The sequence below is a fragment of the Streptomyces sp. V2I9 genome, from assembly GCF_030817475.1.
Taxonomy (GTDB): Bacteria; Actinomycetota; Actinomycetes; order Streptomycetales; family Streptomycetaceae; genus Streptomyces.
In genome coordinates, this window is sequence record NZ_JAUSZJ010000002.1 from 6,736,167 (window position 1) to 6,753,842 (window position 17,676).

Sequence of the window (17,676 nt, forward strand, 5' to 3'; positions counted from 1 at the left end):
GTTGCTCGGGCGACCCGGCTCGTTCCGGGCCGCCCGTACATCTGCCGTCACATCCGTTCCGTGCGCCGCAGCCGATGGCGTACCGCACGCCGGGCCATCGGGCCCAGTTCGTCCAGTGCCCCGGCCAGCGCGGCGAGCTGCTCCAGCGCCTCGAAGGCCCGCCCCGCCCCTTCCGGGTCCACCCCCTCGTACAGCTCCAGACCCACGAACGCCCCGGTCACGGCTCGCGCCAGCCCCACCGGGTCGGCGAACTCGCCGAGCGGCGAGTCCGCCAGCACCCGCACCAGGACCTTCTCGATCTCGGTGGTCCACAGGTCGAGCCCGGCCGCCGTCGCGGGCGCCAGCCGGGGCTGGGTCTGCGCTCCCGCCAGGAGCTGGGCGAGGAAGGCCACATGGCCGCCTTCGCGCTCCTCCTCGTGCAGTTCCCGCCCGAACCGCAACAGTTCGGCGAGGGTGGTGACGGCGGCGAAGCGGTCGCGGTGGCGGGCCACCCGCTGCTCCGCGCCGTACCGGCAGGCCGCCGCCAACAGCTCGTCGACCGATCCGAAGTGGTAGAAGACCAGGGCCTGGTTGACCCCGGCCGAGGCCGCCACCGAGCGGGCCGACGTCTTGGCGATGCCCTGCGCGGCGAGGGTCCGCAGCGCACCCTCCAGAAGCTTCGTTCGGGTGTCCGCCGCCCCCGCGGTCTCCGCGCCACCCGCGCTCCCCGTCATGCCCGGCTCTCCTCGCGGACCGGGCGCAGGCCCGCCCGTACGCCGTGACGCAGGGCGTCGACATAGCGGGCGCGGAACGTCCCCTCGTACCCGAACAGCGGGCCGAAGCGGCGGTTGGTCACCGAGACCCGGATGCGGAAGCGGCCCGTGGCGTCGTCGAAGGACTCGCGCACCTCGGCGTCACCCCCGATCAGGCCGGGAACGCGAACGTCGACGGGGCCCTCGCGGAAGCGGTGCTCCCCGGACCGGATCAGCAGCGAACCGTCGGGCTCGGCCGTCAGCCGCAGATCGGTGGCCAGATGCTGGTGGGTGCCCAGATAGTCCAGTACGCAGGACCGCTCGGGGCTGTGCACCATCGTGGCGTCGAAGCGGCGCGGGCCGCCCGGCAGCGCGAACGTCCGGACGAAGGTGACCGTCTCCCGGCCGGAGGCGTCGGTGTACGGCACGTTCTCGATGGTGAACGGAACGTTCCGGCCGGTCTTCGGTACCAGGATGTTGCGGGTGGCCCCGAGAGCGAGGAACGGCTTCACGAAGGCGCGGCCGTGCCAGATCCGGTCCATGGAACCGCGTCCCACGCACGCCTCCCCGCTCTCCAGGCCGACCGAGAAGCGCCGTCGCAGCTGGGGATGGAGCCGCTCGAAGTCGGCTCCCATCGCACGGGCGAAGATCGAGGTCACGGGCGCTCCAGACGGGTGAGGAGGGACGGGGTGGCGGCCGGACGGCCGGGCGGGCGGCGCAGACAGCGCCGGGCGGCGGGCGTGCGCGGGGAAGGGGGCAGGAGCAGCGCGGCCAGGGCGGCCGGCAGCACGGCCGCCGGACCGAAGGGGAGGGCCGCCACCACCAGGAGGGCCCGCGCCACCACCTCCGCCAGGGCGTACGCCAGCGAACGGGCCGGGCCGACCTCGCGTTCGCACCACAGTCGCAACCGGTCGAAGGACCAGGCGGTCGCCCAGCCCATCAGCGGCCGGAACACCAGCCGGTCCACGACCGCGCCGCAACGCCCCCACCGGGGCCGGTAGTCGTATCCGGTGAGGAAGCGAATCCCCTCGGCGGTGGGGACGTAGCGCCAGTACCCGCTGCCCTCGGCCAACGGGGACAGTCGCTGCGCGGAGGTGAAACGCAGGGCCGAGACCCGCTCCCCGTCGGCCCGCAGCCGCTCGCCCGCGCTCGTCCCCGTCCCCGACACGGTCAGAAAGGGCAGCACCCGCGTCGCGTAGCGGAACCGCTGAGGGCCCTCCGGTGGGCCGGGCAGAGGCGTGATCTCGGTGAACCGCAGATCCCACCGCTGGTGCTGCGCGGGCTCCTGGGTCCGCTCCCACAGGATCTCCGGATCGGTGCGGATCAAGGCCTCTATGTACAGCCGCATGCGTGTCCCCGGTAGGCGCGAGCGGTTGAGCGACTGCTCAACCTCTGCGCCGGGACGCTACCAGAGGGTTGAGCGACCGCTCAAACACCCCCCCGAACGGCGGCCCGCGGCAGGCGGGGGGAGGACTGCCGCGCTCGAATGGACGGATGACGGCGCCCCCGGACGACTGCCTCGCCCGCAACGAGTGGATCTGCGGCGACTACCTCTCCAGCCGCCGCGAGATCCTCGTCGACGCGGTGCTGCAACACCTCCAGCTCACAGGCGCGTCGGTGGCCGTCGCCGTCCTGATCGCCGTCCCCCTCGCGCTCGCCGCACGCCGATGGCGCTGGGCGGCCGGGCCGGTGCTCGGACTGACGACGATCCTCTACACGGTCCCGTCGCTGGCGATGTTCTCGCTGCTGCTGCCCCTCTACGGGCTCTCCGCCGCTCTGGTGATCACCGGGCTCGTCCTGTACTCCCTGACACTGCTCGTCCGCAACATCCTGGCCGGGCTCCGGGCCGTCCCCGAGGAGACCCGGCAGGCCGCGCGCGGCCTGGGGTACGGGCCGCTGCGCCTGCTGCTCGCCGTCGAACTCCCGCTCGCACTGCCCGCCGCGATGGCCGGGCTGCGCATCGCCACCGTCTCCGCGGTCTCCCTGGTCACCATCGGCGCGATCGTCGGCCACGGCGGACTCGGCAACCTCATCTATTCCGGCATGAACACCTACTTCAAGGCCCAGGTGCTCACCGCCTCCCTGCTGTGCGTCCTCATCGCCGTCGCCGCCGACCTGCTGCTCCTGGGCGCGGGACGGCTGCTGACCCCCTGGACCCGGAGGCGGGCGTGAACGCCTGCGCGCGGGTGCCCGGGAAGGGGAGGGTGCGGTGAACACCGTCTCCGCCACCTGGTCCTGGCTCACCACCGCGGCCCACTGGTCCGGTCCCGACGGCGTCTGGCACCGGCTCGGCGAGCACCTCTTCCTCACCGTCGTCTGCCTGCTCATCAGCTGCCTGATCGCCTTGCCCGTCGCCCTCGTCCTGGGCCACCTCGGCAAGGGCGGCGCGCTCGCCGTCAACCTCTCCAACATCGGGCGGGCCGTGCCCACCTTCGCCGTCCTGGTCCTGCTGCTGCTCACGCCCATCGGCAGGTACGGCCCGTGGTCCACGATCATCGCGCTCGTCCTGTTCGCCGTGCCGCCGCTCCTCGCCAACGCCTACGTCGGGATGCGCGAGGTCGACCGGGACGTCGTCCGGGCGGCTCGCGGCATGGGCATGACGGGACGCCAGATGCTGCTGGGCGTCGAACTCCCCCTCGCCCTCCCCATGATCCTCACCGGCGTGCGGATCGCCGCCGTCCAACTGGTCGCCACGGCCACCATCGCCGCGCTGGCCGGCGGCGGGGGACTGGGCCGGATCATCACCGCGGGCTTCAACCTCGCCTCCACCCCGCAGGTGGTGGCCGGGGCGATCCTGGTGGCCGCCTTCGCCCTCCTCGTCGAATGCGCCTTCGAGGCCGGTCTGCGCCTCGCTCCGCGGCGCGGCCGGGAGGCGGCATGAGCCGCGTCCGCCGGGTGCTCACCGCGCTGGCCCTCCTCGCCGCCACCGCCACCGGCTGCGCCACCGGCCCGTCCCTGGAGAACCAGGGCGAGGTCACCGCCCCGCCGGGCGACAGCAGGGAACTGACGGTCGGCTCGGCCGGATTCACCGAGAGCGACCTGCTGGCCCAGCTGTACGCGCTGCTCCTGGAGCACGCCGGATACTCCGCCGACGTCATCTCCGTCACCAACCGGGAGATCTACGAACCCGCCCTGGAGAACGGGCAGATCGACGTGGCCCCGGAGTACGCGGCGACCTTCGCCGACTGGCTGAACGCCAAGGCCGCCGGCGACGACGCGGACCCGGTCGGATCGCCCGACCTCGCCACCACCATGAAGGCGCTCCGCGCGCTCGCCGCTCCCCGCGGGCTGGCCGTCCTCGACCCCGGCCGGGCCGTCGACCAGAACGCCTTCGCCGTCACCGCCGCGTACGCGGAGAAGCACGGGCTCAGGACGCTGAGCGACGTGGGCGCGGCGAAGCTGCCCGTACGCCTCGCGGCAGGCGACGAGTGCGTCCAGCGCCCCTACTGCGCCCCCGGCCTCCGTGCGACGTACGGCATCGACGTGGTCGCCGTCGACCCGAAGGGCGTCGGCACCACCCAGGCCAAACAGGCGGTCCGGAGCGGTCAGGACCAGATGGTCCTGACCACCACGACCGACGCCACCCTGGACCGGTTCGGTCTGGTGCTGCTGGAGGACGACAAGAAGCTCCAGAACGCCGACTACGTGGTCCCCGTCGTCAACCGCGCCCGCGCCGGGAGCGTCGGGGTGCGCGACGCCCTGGGGCGGCTCAACACCGTGCTGACCACCGCCGACCTGGCGTCGATGAACGAGCAGGTCGACAGCTGGCGCAGGCTGCCCGAGGACGTCGCGCGCGCCTACCTGGAGTCGAAGAAGCTCCTCCCGAAGGGCTGAGCCTCTCCGGGGTCAGGAGGCGGGCGGCGCGGGCGGCCAGGGCACATCGGCCAGCAGCGGCAGAAGCTGTTCCTCCTCGTACGCGAGGTGCACCGTCAACTCCTCGGTCAGGCGAGTGAGTTCGCTGCGGAATCGGTCCGGCTCCGCGATGGCGACATCGGCCAGCAGCGCCGAGAGCGCCCGTTGCACGGCCCCGATCGACCTGTGCTCCTCCCGTAGCCGGTCGAAGACGTGGGCCAGGTGCGGATGGTAGCCCTCCACCGTGGGGAACAGATGGCCGTCCTCGGCCGTGTGGTGGAATTCCAGCGCTTGGCAGAACTCCAGGCAGCGCTGCCTGATCTGGAGGCCGAGCGGCGGCGCGGGTGGCTGTCCGGCGTCCGGATGTCCGGGGTCGTGGCGGGCGGCCCGTGCGGCGAAGTGGGCCTCGGTCTCGGCGTGCACGTGGCGCAGCTGGTCGCGGAGCCAGGTGTGTACCTCCACGATCTTGTCCGCGAGGTTGGTGACCGCGGGGGCCGCCTCCTCGGAAGCGGTGGGCCGGGTGGCAGGGTGCAGGGGAATTCTGGGTCTCCTGGAAGAGAGCGGGCGCACGAGGGCCCGCGGACGGAACGGTGGTCCGGGCGGGGGGACGCGTCGATGTGCGCGGTCCCGAGCGGACTGTTCAGAGACAGGGGGCGATGAGTCGGCTCATGGCGGCTTCCCTGGATGAAGGTGCCGGCTCGACTGCCGGCCGGCCCAGATCTCTTTGGCCGACGCCGCGCTGCACGGGCCCATCACAACCTGGGCGGCGCCCCTGTGTCAACGCGCTCCGGGCCAGGGGCAGGGGCGGCCGCCGGGACGACGGGGGAGGCGCGGAAAACGCGTTGCCCGCCCTCGGGAAGCCTGCGACTCTTCCGGTCATGCCCACCGCACATGACACCCTGCCGTCCCGGACGCCGTCATCCTCCTCCGGTACGCGCTCCGTGGAGGCGCTCTTCTCGCGCGGCCGCCTGGTCGCCATCCCGCGCAAGCCGGCCCGGCGCGAGCAGTTGCTCACGCACCTCGCCGAGACGCTGTTCGAGCGCGAGCGCTCGTACACCGAACGCGAGGTGAACGAGGCGCTGCTCACCGTCCACGAGGACTGCTCCGCCCTGCGCCGCCATCTGGTCGTCGCGGGTCTGATGGTCCGCACCCGCGACGGGGCCGACTACCGGCGCGGACGCTGACCGGGCGGTTCCGCCGCCCGTGACCCCCGCGCCGGTCGCGGGAGCGGCGGGCGGCGGTGGCTCCGTGGCTCAGGCGTCCGACACGGAGTCGAAGTCCACCTCCTCGCGCCCCACCCCCTGGGCGTCCGCGTCGACCGACCGGCGCAGCGCCTCGTGCAGCTTCGCCGGAGTGAGGACGCCCAGGAAGAGGTTCCCGTCCAGCACAGCCACCCACCCCGCGTCGTACTGGAGCATCTCGCTGAACGCCTGCTTCAGCGGGGCGCCCACCGGCACCCACGCGTCCATCCGGCGGGCCAGCGAGCCCACGCTCTCGCCCTCCCCGGCCGGTCGCAGCGCGTCCGCCGACACCCAGCCGTGCAGCTCGCCCGTACTGTTCAGCACCACCGCCCACCGGGCCCCCGCCGCCGCCAGCCGGGCCGCCGCCTCGCGGGCGGGCTCCTCCAGCAGCGCCACCGGCGGTTCCTCCAGGTCCTCCGGCTCGATCGCGGTGACCGACAGCCGCTTCAGCCCCCGGTCCGAGCCCACGAACCGTGCCACGTACGGCGTCGCCGGGGCGCCGAGCACGGCGGCCGGGGTGTCGAACTGCTCGATGCGCCCCTCCCCGTACACCGCGATCCGGTCGCCCATCCGCACCGCTTCCTCGATGTCGTGCGTCACCATGAGCACCGTCTTGCGCACCTGCTGCTGGAGGGCCAGGAACTCGTTCTGCAGCCGCTCCCGCACCACCGGGTCCACCGCGCCGAACGGCTCGTCCATCAGCAGGACCGGCGGGTCGGCCGCGAGCGCCCGCGCCACGCCCACCCGCTGGCGCTGACCGCCGGAGAGCTGCGCCGGATAGCGCGATCCGTACGTCGCCGGGTCCAGGCCCACCAGGTCCAGCAGCTCCGCAGCCCGCTCCCGTGCCCGCGACCGCTTCCAGCCGACCAGCGCCGGGACGGTCGCGGTGTTGTCCAGGACGGTCCGGTGCGGGAAGAGGCCGACCTGCTGGATCACGTAACCGATCCGGCGGCGCAGCCTCACCGGGTCGATTCCCGCGATGTCCTCGCCGTCCACCAGGATCCGGCCCGAGGTCGGCTCGATCAGCCGGTTCACCATCATCATGGTGGTCGTCTTGCCGCAGCCCGACGGCCCCACCAGGGTGACCAGCTCGCCCTCCGCCACCTCGAAGGACAGCCCGTCCACCGCCGTCGTCCCGTCCGGAAAGACCTTCCCGACCTGCTCGAACCGGATCATTTCTGAACGATAGGCCCAGTCGTCGCCTTCCCGCCTGCCGGCCGCCGCCGGGCGCCTCACCGAGCCCACGGTCCGGGCCCGCGCGTGATCGCGGCAACCCGAGAGGGGTTCATGTGCGTCGTGCATACTGTGGCCGCCCGGGGCCCGGCCAAGGGCCTTCCAGGATTCAGGAGTTGCCGGGCGAAGGCGGAACGGCAGCGGTGCGGAGGAACGAGGGGAAGCATGATGTTCCGAACGGGTGGACTCCTGCTGTCCGTGGTGGCGGGAGCGGCGCTGCTGACGGGATGCGGAGAGGACGAGCCGCCGACGCCGGTCGAGTACGGTGCGGCCCGGCCCGCGGGAGACACGCTCGGCCTGCGGCCGCCCGAGGGATCGGCGCTCCCCCTGGCGGAATGGCCCGACGCGTGCAAGCTGGTGACCGAGGCGGAGCTCCGGGCGATCGTGCCCCGGGCGAAGGCCCTGGAGCATGAGCCGGTGAAGGTCACGATCATGAACTTCAACCCGCTCGCCGAGGCCGTACCCGGTACCACCGGCGACGTGGACCGGGGCGGCTGCACCTACGACTTCCACCTCCCCGACCACGGCGACGACGAGTTCGCCAACAGCCACTTCACCGTCGTCGTGACCGCGATCGCGGATCCCGCTCTCGTGGAGAAGAACTATCGGGAGGACAAGGACGAGGACGGCACCGAGAAGGGCTACACCGACCTGGCCGGCTCCTGGGGGGCCGAGGACTGCTACCTCACCGCCGCGACGGGGGACGACGAGGTGACGTGCCTTCAAGGGGCCTATCTGTTCGAAGTGGACGGTGATACCAGTGCCGCCGGCGTGGTGGACATGCCGGATCCGGGCGCGAAGGCGTCCGAGAACCTCGCCGCCGCGGCGGAGCGCAGGAGACTGTGGACGGAAGAGGTCCTGGCGGAGGTCACACGCACCGTCGCCGCACGCCTGTCCTGACGGCCGGACACCGGCCGGACCCGCCGCGGCCGGGTACGGCGGAAGCGTGAGAGGGCAAGGGCCGCGGGAAGAACATACGAAGTGGGAGGACCGATGATCAGGTCGCGGGGCGCGCGGTACCGGAACGTCCGTCGAGGCGCACGGAGCACGGGGACCGGCCGATGACCGAGGTCATCGCACGCGGCGTGCGCCTCGCTCAGGGGCGATTCGTGATCGAGGAGTTGCTCGGAACCGGAGGCATGGCTTCCGTTCATCGTGCCCGGGACACCGTGCTGGGTCGAACGGTGGCCATCAAGACCATGAACGCGGCATCGACCGGGGATCCGACCGGGCGGGAACGGTTCCGTCGTGAGGCACGTGCTGCCGCGGCGCTCAGCCACGCGCATGTGGTCGCGGTGCATGACGTGCTGGAGGAGGAGGTGGCCGGCACGCGGGTGCCCTATCTGGTGATGGAGTACGTCGAGGGCCGGCCCCTCAGCCGCTTCGTGCCCTCCGCGCCCGGAGGGCTGCCGCTCGGCGAGGCTCTGCGGTACACCGCGGAGATCCTGGACGCGCTGGCGGCCAGCCACGACGGCGGACTGGTGCACCGGGATGTCAAACCGGCCAATGTGATGGTCACCGCGACCGGGTCCGTCAAGGTCATGGACTTCGGCATCGCGCGGGCCCTCGACGCGCAGCACACCGCACTGACCGGCACAGGTTTCATCGTCGGAACGCCGCACTACATGGCCCCGGAACAATTCGAGTCCGGCAACCTCGTCGACGCCCGCAGCGATCTGTACGCCGTCGGCATCATCCTCTTCCAACTCCTCACCGGCTCCGTACCGTTCACCGCGGACTCGGGATTCCGGATCGGCTACCTCCACGTCACGGCCGACCCGCCGGCCCTCACGACCCTCGGTGCCCGGGTCCCTGCCGAGGTGCAGGCGCTGCTGACCCGAGCGCTGGCCAAGAATCCTGCTGAGCGCTTCCCGAACGCGCGGGCCATGCGCGACCAGGTGCTGAGCGTCAGCCGCACGGCGGCTTCCGCCGGTACGCCCGGCACCGGACATCCGGTCACCGTCGTCGACCGTCCGTCCTCCGGGCACCCCGTCCCTCCGGGCCCGGTACTGCCCGCCCCGGCCGCCGCCGCAGCGAACGCGCCCACCGGTCCCGCGGCTGCCGTCCTCAACCGGCCGGCCTTCGTCCCACCCCTTCCGCCGGGACCGCCTCCCGCACCCGCCGGTTCGGGGGACGTCCTCCGCCGGATGAAACGAGGGCTCGGCCACCCCCTCCTGTGGCTGCTCGCCTTCGTCCCGCTCGGGGTGTACGGGATGGTCTTGGACCACTACGACACGCATCTGCGGACGCCCGTCCTCGCGCCGGAGGTCCTCGGCGACATTCGCACCGCGATCCCTGCCTGGGCCGAGGACGACTGGTGGGGCCTTCCCCTGTACGGGCTGCTGCCGGCTGCCGCGGCCGCTCTTCTGTACGTCCGCCTCCGCCTCGACGCGGCAGACACCGCGCTCACCCGTGCCTGGTCGGTGGCGGTGGGGGTCTTCTGGATCACCGTATGTGCCGCCTGGTGGCTGCACGCCGCCCGCTTCACGGCCCTGGACGACGCGATCCAGCCGGTCGTCCAGGAGTCCGGGGACGTCGAGTCATTTCGCTACACCGGACTCTTCATCACCAGCTGGCATTCCGCCTCGCTGGTGGCACCGGCGAAGATCGCGTGCCTGGTGGCGACCCCCGTCGTGCTGTTCGGTGCCGTCCTGCGGTTCCGGCACGCCAGGAGGACTGCGACCCCCGGCGGGTCCGCACCATGAACGGCTCCCCCGCCGGATGCCGCCGCCGGATCGCCTCGGTCGGCACCGGCGGCCGGCCTCGCCCCTGGGCAACACCGGTCGGTGTGCGTGGAGCCGCTGCTTCCTCGGGTGTGACAGGAACAGGTCCGCGAATGCTCCAGCGGGCGCGGCCATGTGCTGAACTGGGCTTTTCCCTCGGATCAGCCCGCACCCCGGATTCAGGAGTTCCCCGTGCACAGTTACCGGCAGCCCGGTGTCGTCCTCACCGACCGGCGCTTCACCGTGCCCCTCGACCACAGCGACCCCGGAGGCGAGCAGATCGAGGTGTTCGGCCGGGAAGCCGTCGCCGCCTCGCGGGCCGGTGAGGAACTGCCCTGGCTGGTCTACCTGGAGGGAGGCCCCGGCTTCGGCGCGCGCCGGTTCGTCGGCGCCGAGGCCTGGCTCGGCCGGGCCCTGCGCGACTTCCGCGTGCTCCTGCTCGACCAGCGCGGCACCGGTCTTTCCACCCCGGCCAACCGGCAGACCCTCCCGCTCCGCGGCGGCCCGCGCGAACAGGCCGACTACCTCGCCCACTTCCGCTCCGACTCCATCGTCCGCGACTGCGAGCTGATCCGGCCGCGGCTCACCGGCGGAGCGCCCTGGACCGTGCTCGGCCAGTCCTTCGGCGGCTTCTGTGCCGTCCGCTACCTCTCCTCGGCGCCCGAGGGCCTCGCGGCGGTCCTGATCACCGGCGGGCTGCCCTCCCTGGACGCTCACGCCGACGACGTCTACCGGGCCGCGTACCCGCGCATCGAGCGGAAGGTCGCCGCCCACTACGCCCGCTACCCGCAGGACATCGAGCGCGCCCGCGCCATCGCCGCGTACCTCGGCGAGCACCGCCCCGAGAGCGCCGGCCACCGGCTCACCCCCGAGGGCTTCCAGTCGCTCGGCATCCTGCTCGGCTCCGGCAGCGGCAGCCACCAGCTCCACTACCTGTTGGAGAACGCCTTCGTCCGCACCCCGCACGGCACGGAACTCTCCGACGTCTTCCGGGAAGCGATGCGCACCGCCTCCTCCTTCGCCGGGCACCCGCTCTACGCCCTGCTGCACGAGGCCATCTACGGGCAGGGCGAACGCGCCACTGCCTGGGCGGCGGAACGCGTACGCGGTGAGTTCCCGCAGTTCGACGCGGCGGCCGCGCTGGCGGGCGAGGGCCCCGTGCTCTTCACCGGCGAGACCATCCACCCCTGGCACTTCGACGTCGACCCGGCCCTGCGCCCGCTCCGCGAGACCGCCGAACTGCTGGCGCGGCGCACCGACTGGCCCGTGCTGTACGACCCCGAGCGGCTGGCCGCCAACGAGGTCCCGGTCGCGGCGGCCGTCTACCACGACGACATGTACGTCGACACGGCGGACTCGCTGCGCACGGCGGCGGCCATCAGGGGACTGCGGACCTGGGTGACGAACGAGTACGAGCACGACGGGGTGCGCGCGGGCGGCCCCCGTGTCCTGGACCGGCTGCTGGCGCTGGTGCGCGACGAGGTGTGACGGGCCGGGCCGCGCGCGCTCGCCGGGGCCGGACCGGCGCCGGCGCGGGCGGATCAGCGCTGGAGTTCCGCCAGGGTCGCGTCGAGGTCGCCCACGGCGCGCGGGGTCCGGTTGTGGGGCAGCTTCGACAGGACCGCCGCCATCCCGCAGGTGTCGCTGACCGCCGAATACACCAGGCCCGCTCCGATGCCCGCGGAGAGCCACCGGGCCGCCGGGAAGCGGACGCCCGCCACCAGCCCGGCCACCACCAGCGAGCCCGCCGCGAGGCGCACCTGACGCTCCAGGGGCCAGGTGGTGCGGGCGCCCTCGGGGCGGTCCAGGCCGCGGCCGTCGCCCTCCCATGCCGACGTGCCGCCGCTCAGCGTCACGGCCTCGATGTCGGCGCCGGCGAGGATCTCGCAGGCCCGCGTGGACCGGACCCCGGAGGCGCACACCACCAGCAGCGAACCGCGCGCGGAGGCGGACTTGAGCGCCGCCAGCGCGTCCGGCAGCTTGTCGAGCGGGATGTTGAGGGCGCCGGGCACATGCCCGGAGGCGTACTCACCGGGCGCCCGTACGTCGATGACGGTGAACTCCTCCAGACGGGCTGCGGCCTGGGCGGGGGAGAGGGAGGCGGGGATGGGCACGAGCGGTTTCCTTTCGTTCGCCGGGGCGGCGGGGAGAGGGGGGCCTCCCGTCCGACCCGGACGGGCCGGGCGGGTGCGCGGTGACCGTCACCGGCCTCCAGCGTCGCACGTCCGGGAGCGCTGCCGGGTCCCGGAGGGTCGCCTCCGGCCCCGGACCTGTCCCGGACGCGTTCCCCGTACCCGTGCCAGGCATGCCCGGCCGTCCCCCGTGCCGTGCCGGGGTGGCCGCCCGGCCCGGACCGGCGCGCCTGCCGCCGTGACGGTACGTGGGTAGCCTGCCGGTATGAGCTCGCAGCGACTCGAACCCATGCCCTCCGACTGGCAGCGCGCCCTGGCCGTGGTCGCCCACCCCGACGACCTGGAGTACGGGGCCGCCGCCGCCGTGGCCGAGTGGACCGACGGCGGGCGCGAGGTCGTCTACCTGCTCGCCAGCCGCGGCGAGGCCGGGATCGACACCCTGCCGCCCGAGGAGTGCGCCCAGGTGCGCGAGCGCGAGCAGCGGGCGAGCGCCGCCGTCGTCGGCGTACGGACCGTGGAGTTCCTGGACCACCGCGACGGGGTGATCGAGTACGGCACCGCGCTCCGCCGCGACATCGCCGCCGCCGTCCGCCGCCATCGCCCCGAGCTGGTGGTCACCCTCAACCACCGGGACACCTGGGGCGGCACCGCCTGGAACACCCCTGACCACCGCGCGGTCGGGCGTGCCGCCCTGGACGCGGTGGCCGACGCGGGCAACCGATGGATCTTCCCGGAACTCACCGAGCGGGGCCTCCGGCCGTGGGGCGGGGTGCGGTGGACCGCCGTGGCCGGCAGCGACCGGCCCACGCACGCGGTCGACGCGACCGCCGGTCTCGAACGCTCGGTCCGGTCGCTCCTGGAGCACCGCACATACATCCGGGCACTGACCCGGGAGGACCCGGAGCGGTACTGCCGGACCTTCCTGACGGGCATGGTGGAGGCAGCCGCCGACCGGTTCGGCGGCCGTCCGGCGGTCACCTTCGAGGTCTTCTCCCACTGAGGCGGCCGGGCGGTCCGCCGTCGCGCGCGTCGGCCGGTTGACAAACCGGATTGCCGATTCTGCAATGTCCGCATGAAAGAACACGACCGGGGCGACCCGGACCTGGACGCCGTCCTCTCCGGGGTCGGACCCCGCCTGCGCCGCCTGCGCAAGGACCGCGGGGTCACCCTCGCCGCCCTCTCGGCCGCCACCGGCATATCCGTCTCCACCCTCTCCCGGCTGGAGTCCGGCGGCCGTCGCCCCAGCCTGGAACTGATGCTGCCGATCGCCCGCGCCCATGAGGTGCCGCTCGACGACCTCGTGGGAGCCGCGCCGGTCGGAGACCCACGGGTGCGGGCCAAGCCGATCGTTCAGCACGGCCGGACCATGTTGCCGCTGACCGCCCGGCCCGGCGGCCTCCAGGCGTACAAGCTGATCCAGGAGCCGGGCAGCGGAGGCCCGCCGGAACAGCGCACGCACGAGGGGTACGAGTGGCTGTTCGTGCTCTCCGGAAAGCTGCGGCTGCTGCTGGCCGAGCACGATCTGGTGCTGGAACCGGGCGAGGCGGCCGAGTTCGACACCCGGCTGCCGCACTGGTTCGGTCCGGCCGAGGACGAGACGGTGGAGTTCCTCAGCCTGTTCGGGCCGCAGGGCGAGCGCATGCACGTACGGGCGAAGCCCAGGCGCGGCTGACGGCCGTACCGCTCCACGGGCGGATCGAGGTGTTCCCAGACAGGCAAGCGACCGCTTAGTATGCGGGCGGCAGTGGTAATGCCGACCGCTCCGGCGGTTGACGCCGACAGTGTTGTGGAGGCCCCTCATGCAGGCATGGCGAGTACACCGGAACGGCGAGCCGGGCGAGGTGATGCGGCTGGAGGAGACCGACCGGCCAACACCCGGCGACGGGCAGGTGCTCGTCGAGGTCCGCGCCGCCAACGTCAACTTCCCCGACGCCCTGCTCTGCCGGGGCCAGTACCAGGTGCGGCCCCCGCTGCCGTTCACTCCGGGCGTCGAGGTGTGCGGCACCACCGAGGACGGACGACGCGTGCTCGCCACCCCCACCCTGCCGCACGGCGGCTTCGCCGACCACGTCGTCGCGGACGAGGCGGCCCTGCTGCCCGCCCCCGACGCCCTCGACGACGCCGAAGCGGCCGCCCTGCACATCGGCTACCAGACCGGCTGGTTCGGCCTGCACCGCCGCGCCCGCCTCCAGCCCGGCGAGACCCTCCTCGTCCACGCGGCGGCCGGGGGCGTCGGCAGCGCCGCCGTCCAGCTCGGCAGGGCGGCCGGGGCGAAGGTCATCGGGGTCGTCGGCGGTCCGGAGAAGGCGGCCGTCGCCCGCGAACTCGGCTGCGACGTGGTCGTGGACCGGCGGAGCGAGGACATCGCCGCCGCCGTGAAGGAAGCCACCGGGGGGCGCGGCGCGGACGTCGTCTACGACCCGGTCGGCGGCGACGCCTACACCAGGTCCACCAAGTGCGTCGCCTTCGAGGGGCGCATTCTCGTCGTCGGCTTCGCCAGTGGCGTCATCCCCACCCCGGCCCTCAACCATGCCCTGGTCAAGAACTACTCCGTCCTCGGGCTGCACTGGGGCCTCTACAACGCCAAGGACCCGGCGGCCGTCCGCGCCTGCCACGACGAGCTGACCGAGCTGGCCGAGCAGGGCCTCGTCAAACCGCTGGTCAGCGAGCGCGTTCCGATGGCGGGCGCGGCCGCCGCCGTCCAGCGCGTCGCGGACGGCACCAGCACCGGCCGGATCGTCGTCCTGCCGGGAGGCGCCCGATGAAGCCCGCGACCGACGCCGCCGAACTGCGCCGCCGCACCCGCGACCTGCTCGCCGCGCACCCGCCCGCCACCACCGGCCGCACCGACTTCCTGAGGGCCCGCTTCGACGCCGGTCTCGCCTGGGTCCACTACCCCGTCGGCCTCGGCGGACTGGACGCGCCCCGCTCCCTCCAGCAGGTGGTCGACGCCGAACTCGCCGCCGCCGGCGCACCCGACAACGACCCCCGCCGCATCGGTATCGGCCTCGGCATGGCCGCCCCCACCATCCTCGGCTTCGGCACCGACGAGCAGAAGCGCCGCTTCCTGCGCCCGCTGTGGGTGGGGGAGGAGGTCTGGTGCCAGCTCTTCAGCGAACCCGGAGCCGGATCCGACCTCGCGGCCCTCGCCACCCGCGCCGTCCAGGACGAGACCGGCGACTGGATCGTCGACGGCCAGAAGGTCTGGACGTCCAGTGCCCACCTCGCCCGCTGGGCCATCCTCATCGCCCGTACCGACCCCGACCAGCCCAAGCACCGGGGCATCAGCTACTTCATCTGCGACATGACCGACCCCGGTGTCGAGGTCCGGCCGCTGCGCCAGATCACCGGCGAGGCCGAGTTCAACGAGGTCTTCCTCACCGGGGTGCGCATCCCCGACAGCCACCGCCTCGGCCCCGTCGGCGAGGGGTGGAAGGTCGCCCTGACCACCCTGATGAACGAGCGCGTCTCCATCGGCGGCTCCCGCATCCCGCGCGAGGGCGGCATGATCGGCCCGGTCGCAAGAACGTGGCGCGAACGGCCCGAGCTGCGCACCCCCGACACCCATCAGCGCCTTCTGGAGCTCTGGGTGGAGGCCGAGGTCGCCCGGCTGACCGGTGAGCGGCTGCGCCAGCAACTCGTCGCCGGACAGCCGGGGCCCGAAGGGTCGGGCATGAAGCTCGCGTTCGCCCGGCTCAACCAGGAGATCAGCGGCCTGGAGGTCGAACTGCTCGGTGACGAGGGTCTGTTGTACGGCGACTGGACCATGGTCCGCCCGGAGCTGGTCGACTTCACCGGGCGGGACGCGGGCTACCGCTATCTGCGCTCCAAGGGCAACTCCATCGAGGGCGGCACCAGCGAGGTCCTGCTGAACATCGTGGCCGAACGCGTCCTCGGGCTGCCCGCCGAACCCCGCAACGACAAGGACGCCGCCTGGAAGGACCTGAGCCGATGACCGCCCCCGTCCAGCCTCCCGCCACCCCCGACCTGCTCTACTCGCAGGACGAGGAGGACCTGCGCTCCGCCGTCCGCGCCCTCCTCGCCGACCGGGCCGCCGCGCCGACGGTGATCGCCGCCACCGAGTCCGACACGCCGTACGACCCGCAGCTGTGGGCCTCCCTCGCCGGCTCCATCGGCGCTGCCGGGCTCCTCGTCCCGGAGAAGCTCGGCGGACAGGGCGCGTCCCACCGGGAGGCCGCCGTGGTCCTGGAGGAGCTGGGCCGCAGCGTGGCCCCCGCTCCGTACCTGACCAGCTCCGTCGTGGCCACCGAGACCCTGCTCGCCCTGGCCGGCGAGGACGGCCCCGCCGCGGCCCTCCTGCGTGAGCTGGCCTCCGGAGCGCGTACGGCCGTGCTCGCCGTGCCCTTCGCCACCCCGCCCGCCGGTCCGGGCCCGGCGCTCGGCCCGCTCGGCGGGACGGTACGCGGCGTGGCGGACGCGCGGGCCGCGGACGTGCTGCTGGTGCCGACCTCCGAAGGGCTGTACGCGGTCGAGGCGTCGGACCCGGCCGTAGCCGTGGAACCGCTCGTCCCGCTGGACCTGACCCGCCCCCTCGCCTCCGTCACCCTCACCGGGGCGGCCGGAAGCCCGCTGGCCGACGCGGGCGCGAGCGCCGCCGCCGTACGGCGCGGTCTGCTCGCCGGAGCCGGTCTGCTCGCCTCCGAACAGCTCGGCATCGCCGAATGGTGCCTGACCGAGACGGTCCGGTACACCCGCGAACGCCGCCAGTTCAACCGGCCCGTGGGGTCGTTCCAGGCGCTCAAGCACCGGATGGCACAGCTCTGGCTGGAGGTCGTCTCGGCCCGCGCCGCCGCCCGCAACGCGGCCGACGCGCTGGCGACCGGCAGCCCGGACGCCCCGCTCGCCGTCGCGGTCGCCCAGGCGTACTGCTCGGGCGTCGCGGTCCACGCCGCCGAGGAGTGCGTCCAGCTGCACGGCGGCATCGGCATGACCTGGGAGCACCCGGCGCACCTGTACCTCAAGCGCGCCAAGGCCGACTCCCTCGCGTACGGCACGGCGGGAAGCCACCGCCAGGCCGTCGCGGAGCTGGCGGAGCTGCCGGCGCCGTAGCCCGTGGCCGCCTTCGGGCGCATCGGCCCGCTGGTCCGATCCGGTGACGTACGCGAGCGAGGCGACCCGTTCCGCCCCGGTGGGCGTTTGTCCCCGGGGGCGCGCGTGCGCCCCCGGGACACGAGCGACAAGGGTGTGAGGCAGGCGATGACGGACATGGATCGCAGGAGTGTTCTCCAGCTGAGCTCGGCGGCGGCCGTCGCCGGGGGGTTGGTCGTCGGAGCCGGCGGGGCCGCCCACGGGGCGCGGAGGGCGGCCCGCCGGATCGTCCTGACCGGTCGCCGCACGGGCGCGAACATCCCGGACGTCCTCACGGCCGGGGTCCCGTACTTCGTCCGGTACGAGCTGTCGGACGGGCAGGGCGAGATCGTGGGCACCGAGAACGCGCACTGCCTGCCCGTCGCCGTGGACCTGGACGGCTCGTTCGTCCTGGCGACGCTGGTCCTGAGCCTCGACGACGGCCTGATCACGGCTGCCACGGCCTTCCGGCGGCCGCTTCCCGCCGTGACCGAGTCCCCGGTCAGCGCACGGCCGTGGTCCCACGTCTTCGCGGTCACCGGAGGGACGGGGGCCTACGCCGGAGCAGCCGGCTCGATCACGATCGACCACCGGACGAGGGACGAGGACGTGCTCACGCTCGACCTGGCCGACGCCGCGCCGTAGAGGGCGAGTTCGCCCCCCGCGAGCGCGTCCT

18 protein-coding genes and 1 pseudogene are annotated in these 17,676 nt (G+C 73.4%); 13 read left to right on the plus strand and 6 right to left on the minus strand.

All coding sequences use genetic code 11. The annotated features are described in order from the left end of the window. Positions 1-47 precede the first annotated feature (47 nt). From QFZ71_RS29120 to QFZ71_RS29130, 3 genes are read right to left on the minus strand one after another with little or no spacing between them, the layout of a single operon-like run. A complete protein-coding gene (locus tag QFZ71_RS29120; protein ID WP_307671132.1) occupies positions 48-713 on the minus strand; it encodes a TetR/AcrR family transcriptional regulator in 666 nt (221 codons plus the stop codon). Continuing rightward, positions 710-1,390, minus strand: a complete 681-nt coding sequence (locus tag QFZ71_RS29125) for a DUF4166 domain-containing protein (protein ID WP_307671133.1) — start codon at positions 1,388-1,390, stop codon at positions 710-712. Before QFZ71_RS29125 ends, QFZ71_RS29120 begins: the two co-directional genes overlap by 4 nt. Beyond that, on the minus strand, positions 1,387-2,079 hold the full coding sequence (locus QFZ71_RS29130; RefSeq protein WP_307671134.1) for a hypothetical protein: 693 nt from the start codon (positions 2,077-2,079) through the stop codon (positions 1,387-1,389). The genes QFZ71_RS29125 and QFZ71_RS29130 overlap by 4 nt, the downstream gene beginning before the upstream one ends. 146 nt (positions 2,080-2,225) lie before the next feature. Here QFZ71_RS29130 and QFZ71_RS29135 point away from each other — a divergent pair, with 146 nt between their 5' ends. Genes QFZ71_RS29135 through QFZ71_RS29145 form a run of 3 tightly spaced genes read left to right on the plus strand, consistent with a single transcriptional unit; the run spans position 2,226 to position 4,565 of the window. Next, positions 2,226-2,903: an ABC transporter permease gene (locus tag QFZ71_RS29135; RefSeq protein WP_307671135.1), complete on the plus strand. Its 678-nt coding sequence runs from the start codon at positions 2,226-2,228 to the stop codon at positions 2,901-2,903. A gap of 37 nt (positions 2,904-2,940) precedes the next feature. Further along, entirely contained in the window at positions 2,941-3,612 is a 672-nt protein-coding gene (locus QFZ71_RS29140; protein WP_307671136.1) for an ABC transporter permease, read from the plus strand. Continuing rightward, positions 3,609-4,565: an ABC transporter substrate-binding protein gene (locus QFZ71_RS29145; protein ID WP_307671137.1), complete on the plus strand. Its 957-nt coding sequence runs from the start codon at positions 3,609-3,611 to the stop codon at positions 4,563-4,565. The genes QFZ71_RS29140 and QFZ71_RS29145 overlap by 4 nt, the downstream gene beginning before the upstream one ends. 12 nt (positions 4,566-4,577) lie before the next feature. On the opposite strand, the pseudogene QFZ71_RS29150 reads toward QFZ71_RS29145, so the two are convergent. Continuing rightward, positions 4,578-5,081 (minus strand): annotated as a pseudogene (locus QFZ71_RS29150) (hemerythrin domain-containing protein); the annotation flags it as partial. 380 nt (positions 5,082-5,461) lie between these two features. Between QFZ71_RS29150 and QFZ71_RS29155 the strand changes: the two are divergent. Beyond that, complete coding sequence (locus QFZ71_RS29155) at positions 5,462-5,767, plus strand: DUF2087 domain-containing protein (protein WP_307671138.1); 306 nt, start codon at positions 5,462-5,464, stop codon at positions 5,765-5,767. A gap of 69 nt (positions 5,768-5,836) precedes the next feature. Here the strand turns inward: QFZ71_RS29155 and QFZ71_RS29160 are convergent, their stop codons facing one another. After that, positions 5,837-7,000, minus strand: a complete 1,164-nt coding sequence (locus tag QFZ71_RS29160) for an ABC transporter ATP-binding protein (RefSeq protein WP_307671139.1) — start codon at positions 6,998-7,000, stop codon at positions 5,837-5,839. A gap of 222 nt (positions 7,001-7,222) precedes the next feature. Between QFZ71_RS29160 and QFZ71_RS29165 the strand changes: the two genes are divergently transcribed. From QFZ71_RS29165 to QFZ71_RS29175, 3 genes are all read left to right on the plus strand, one after another. Next, entirely contained in the window at positions 7,223-7,957 is a 735-nt protein-coding gene (locus QFZ71_RS29165; protein ID WP_307671140.1) for a hypothetical protein, read from the plus strand. A 239-nt stretch (positions 7,958-8,196) separates the two neighbouring features. Then, positions 8,197-9,762: a serine/threonine-protein kinase gene (locus QFZ71_RS29170; RefSeq protein WP_373465216.1), complete on the plus strand. Its 1,566-nt coding sequence runs from the start codon at positions 8,197-8,199 to the stop codon at positions 9,760-9,762. Positions 9,763-9,972: 210 nt separating this feature from the next. Next, on the plus strand, positions 9,973-11,268 hold the full coding sequence (locus tag QFZ71_RS29175; protein ID WP_307671142.1) for an alpha/beta fold hydrolase: 1,296 nt from the start codon (positions 9,973-9,975) through the stop codon (positions 11,266-11,268). Between the two features lie 53 nt (positions 11,269-11,321). Here the strand turns inward: QFZ71_RS29175 and QFZ71_RS29180 are convergent, their stop codons facing one another. Then, complete coding sequence (locus QFZ71_RS29180) at positions 11,322-11,894, minus strand: rhodanese-like domain-containing protein (protein ID WP_307671143.1); 573 nt, start codon at positions 11,892-11,894, stop codon at positions 11,322-11,324. 283 nt (positions 11,895-12,177) lie between these two features. Between QFZ71_RS29180 and QFZ71_RS29185 the strand changes: the two genes are divergently transcribed. From QFZ71_RS29185 to QFZ71_RS29210, 6 genes are all read left to right on the plus strand, one after another. Next, positions 12,178-12,912 carry a PIG-L deacetylase family protein gene (locus tag QFZ71_RS29185; protein ID WP_307671144.1) on the plus strand — a complete coding sequence of 245 codons (735 nt, stop codon included), beginning with the start codon at positions 12,178-12,180 and terminating at the stop codon, positions 12,910-12,912. Between the two features lie 72 nt (positions 12,913-12,984). Continuing rightward, entirely contained in the window at positions 12,985-13,584 is a 600-nt protein-coding gene (locus QFZ71_RS29190) for a helix-turn-helix domain-containing protein (protein ID WP_307671145.1), read from the plus strand. A gap of 127 nt (positions 13,585-13,711) precedes the next feature. After that, positions 13,712-14,677 (plus strand): NADPH:quinone oxidoreductase family protein, encoded by a 966-nt coding sequence (locus QFZ71_RS29195; RefSeq protein ID WP_307671146.1) that lies wholly within the window; start codon positions 13,712-13,714, stop codon positions 14,675-14,677. Then, complete coding sequence (locus QFZ71_RS29200; protein WP_307671147.1) at positions 14,674-15,867, plus strand: acyl-CoA dehydrogenase family protein; 1,194 nt, start codon at positions 14,674-14,676, stop codon at positions 15,865-15,867. Before QFZ71_RS29195 ends, QFZ71_RS29200 begins: the two co-directional genes overlap by 4 nt. Continuing rightward, the gene (locus tag QFZ71_RS29205; protein WP_307671148.1) at positions 15,864-16,982 is read left to right on the plus strand and encodes an acyl-CoA dehydrogenase family protein; all 1,119 of its coding nucleotides are present in this window, start codon (positions 15,864-15,866) and stop codon (positions 16,980-16,982) included. Before QFZ71_RS29200 ends, QFZ71_RS29205 begins: the two co-directional genes overlap by 4 nt. Before the next feature lie 147 nt (positions 16,983-17,129). Then, entirely contained in the window at positions 17,130-17,645 is a 516-nt protein-coding gene (locus tag QFZ71_RS29210) for a hypothetical protein (protein WP_307671149.1), read from the plus strand. Positions 17,646-17,676: the final 31 nt, after the last annotated feature.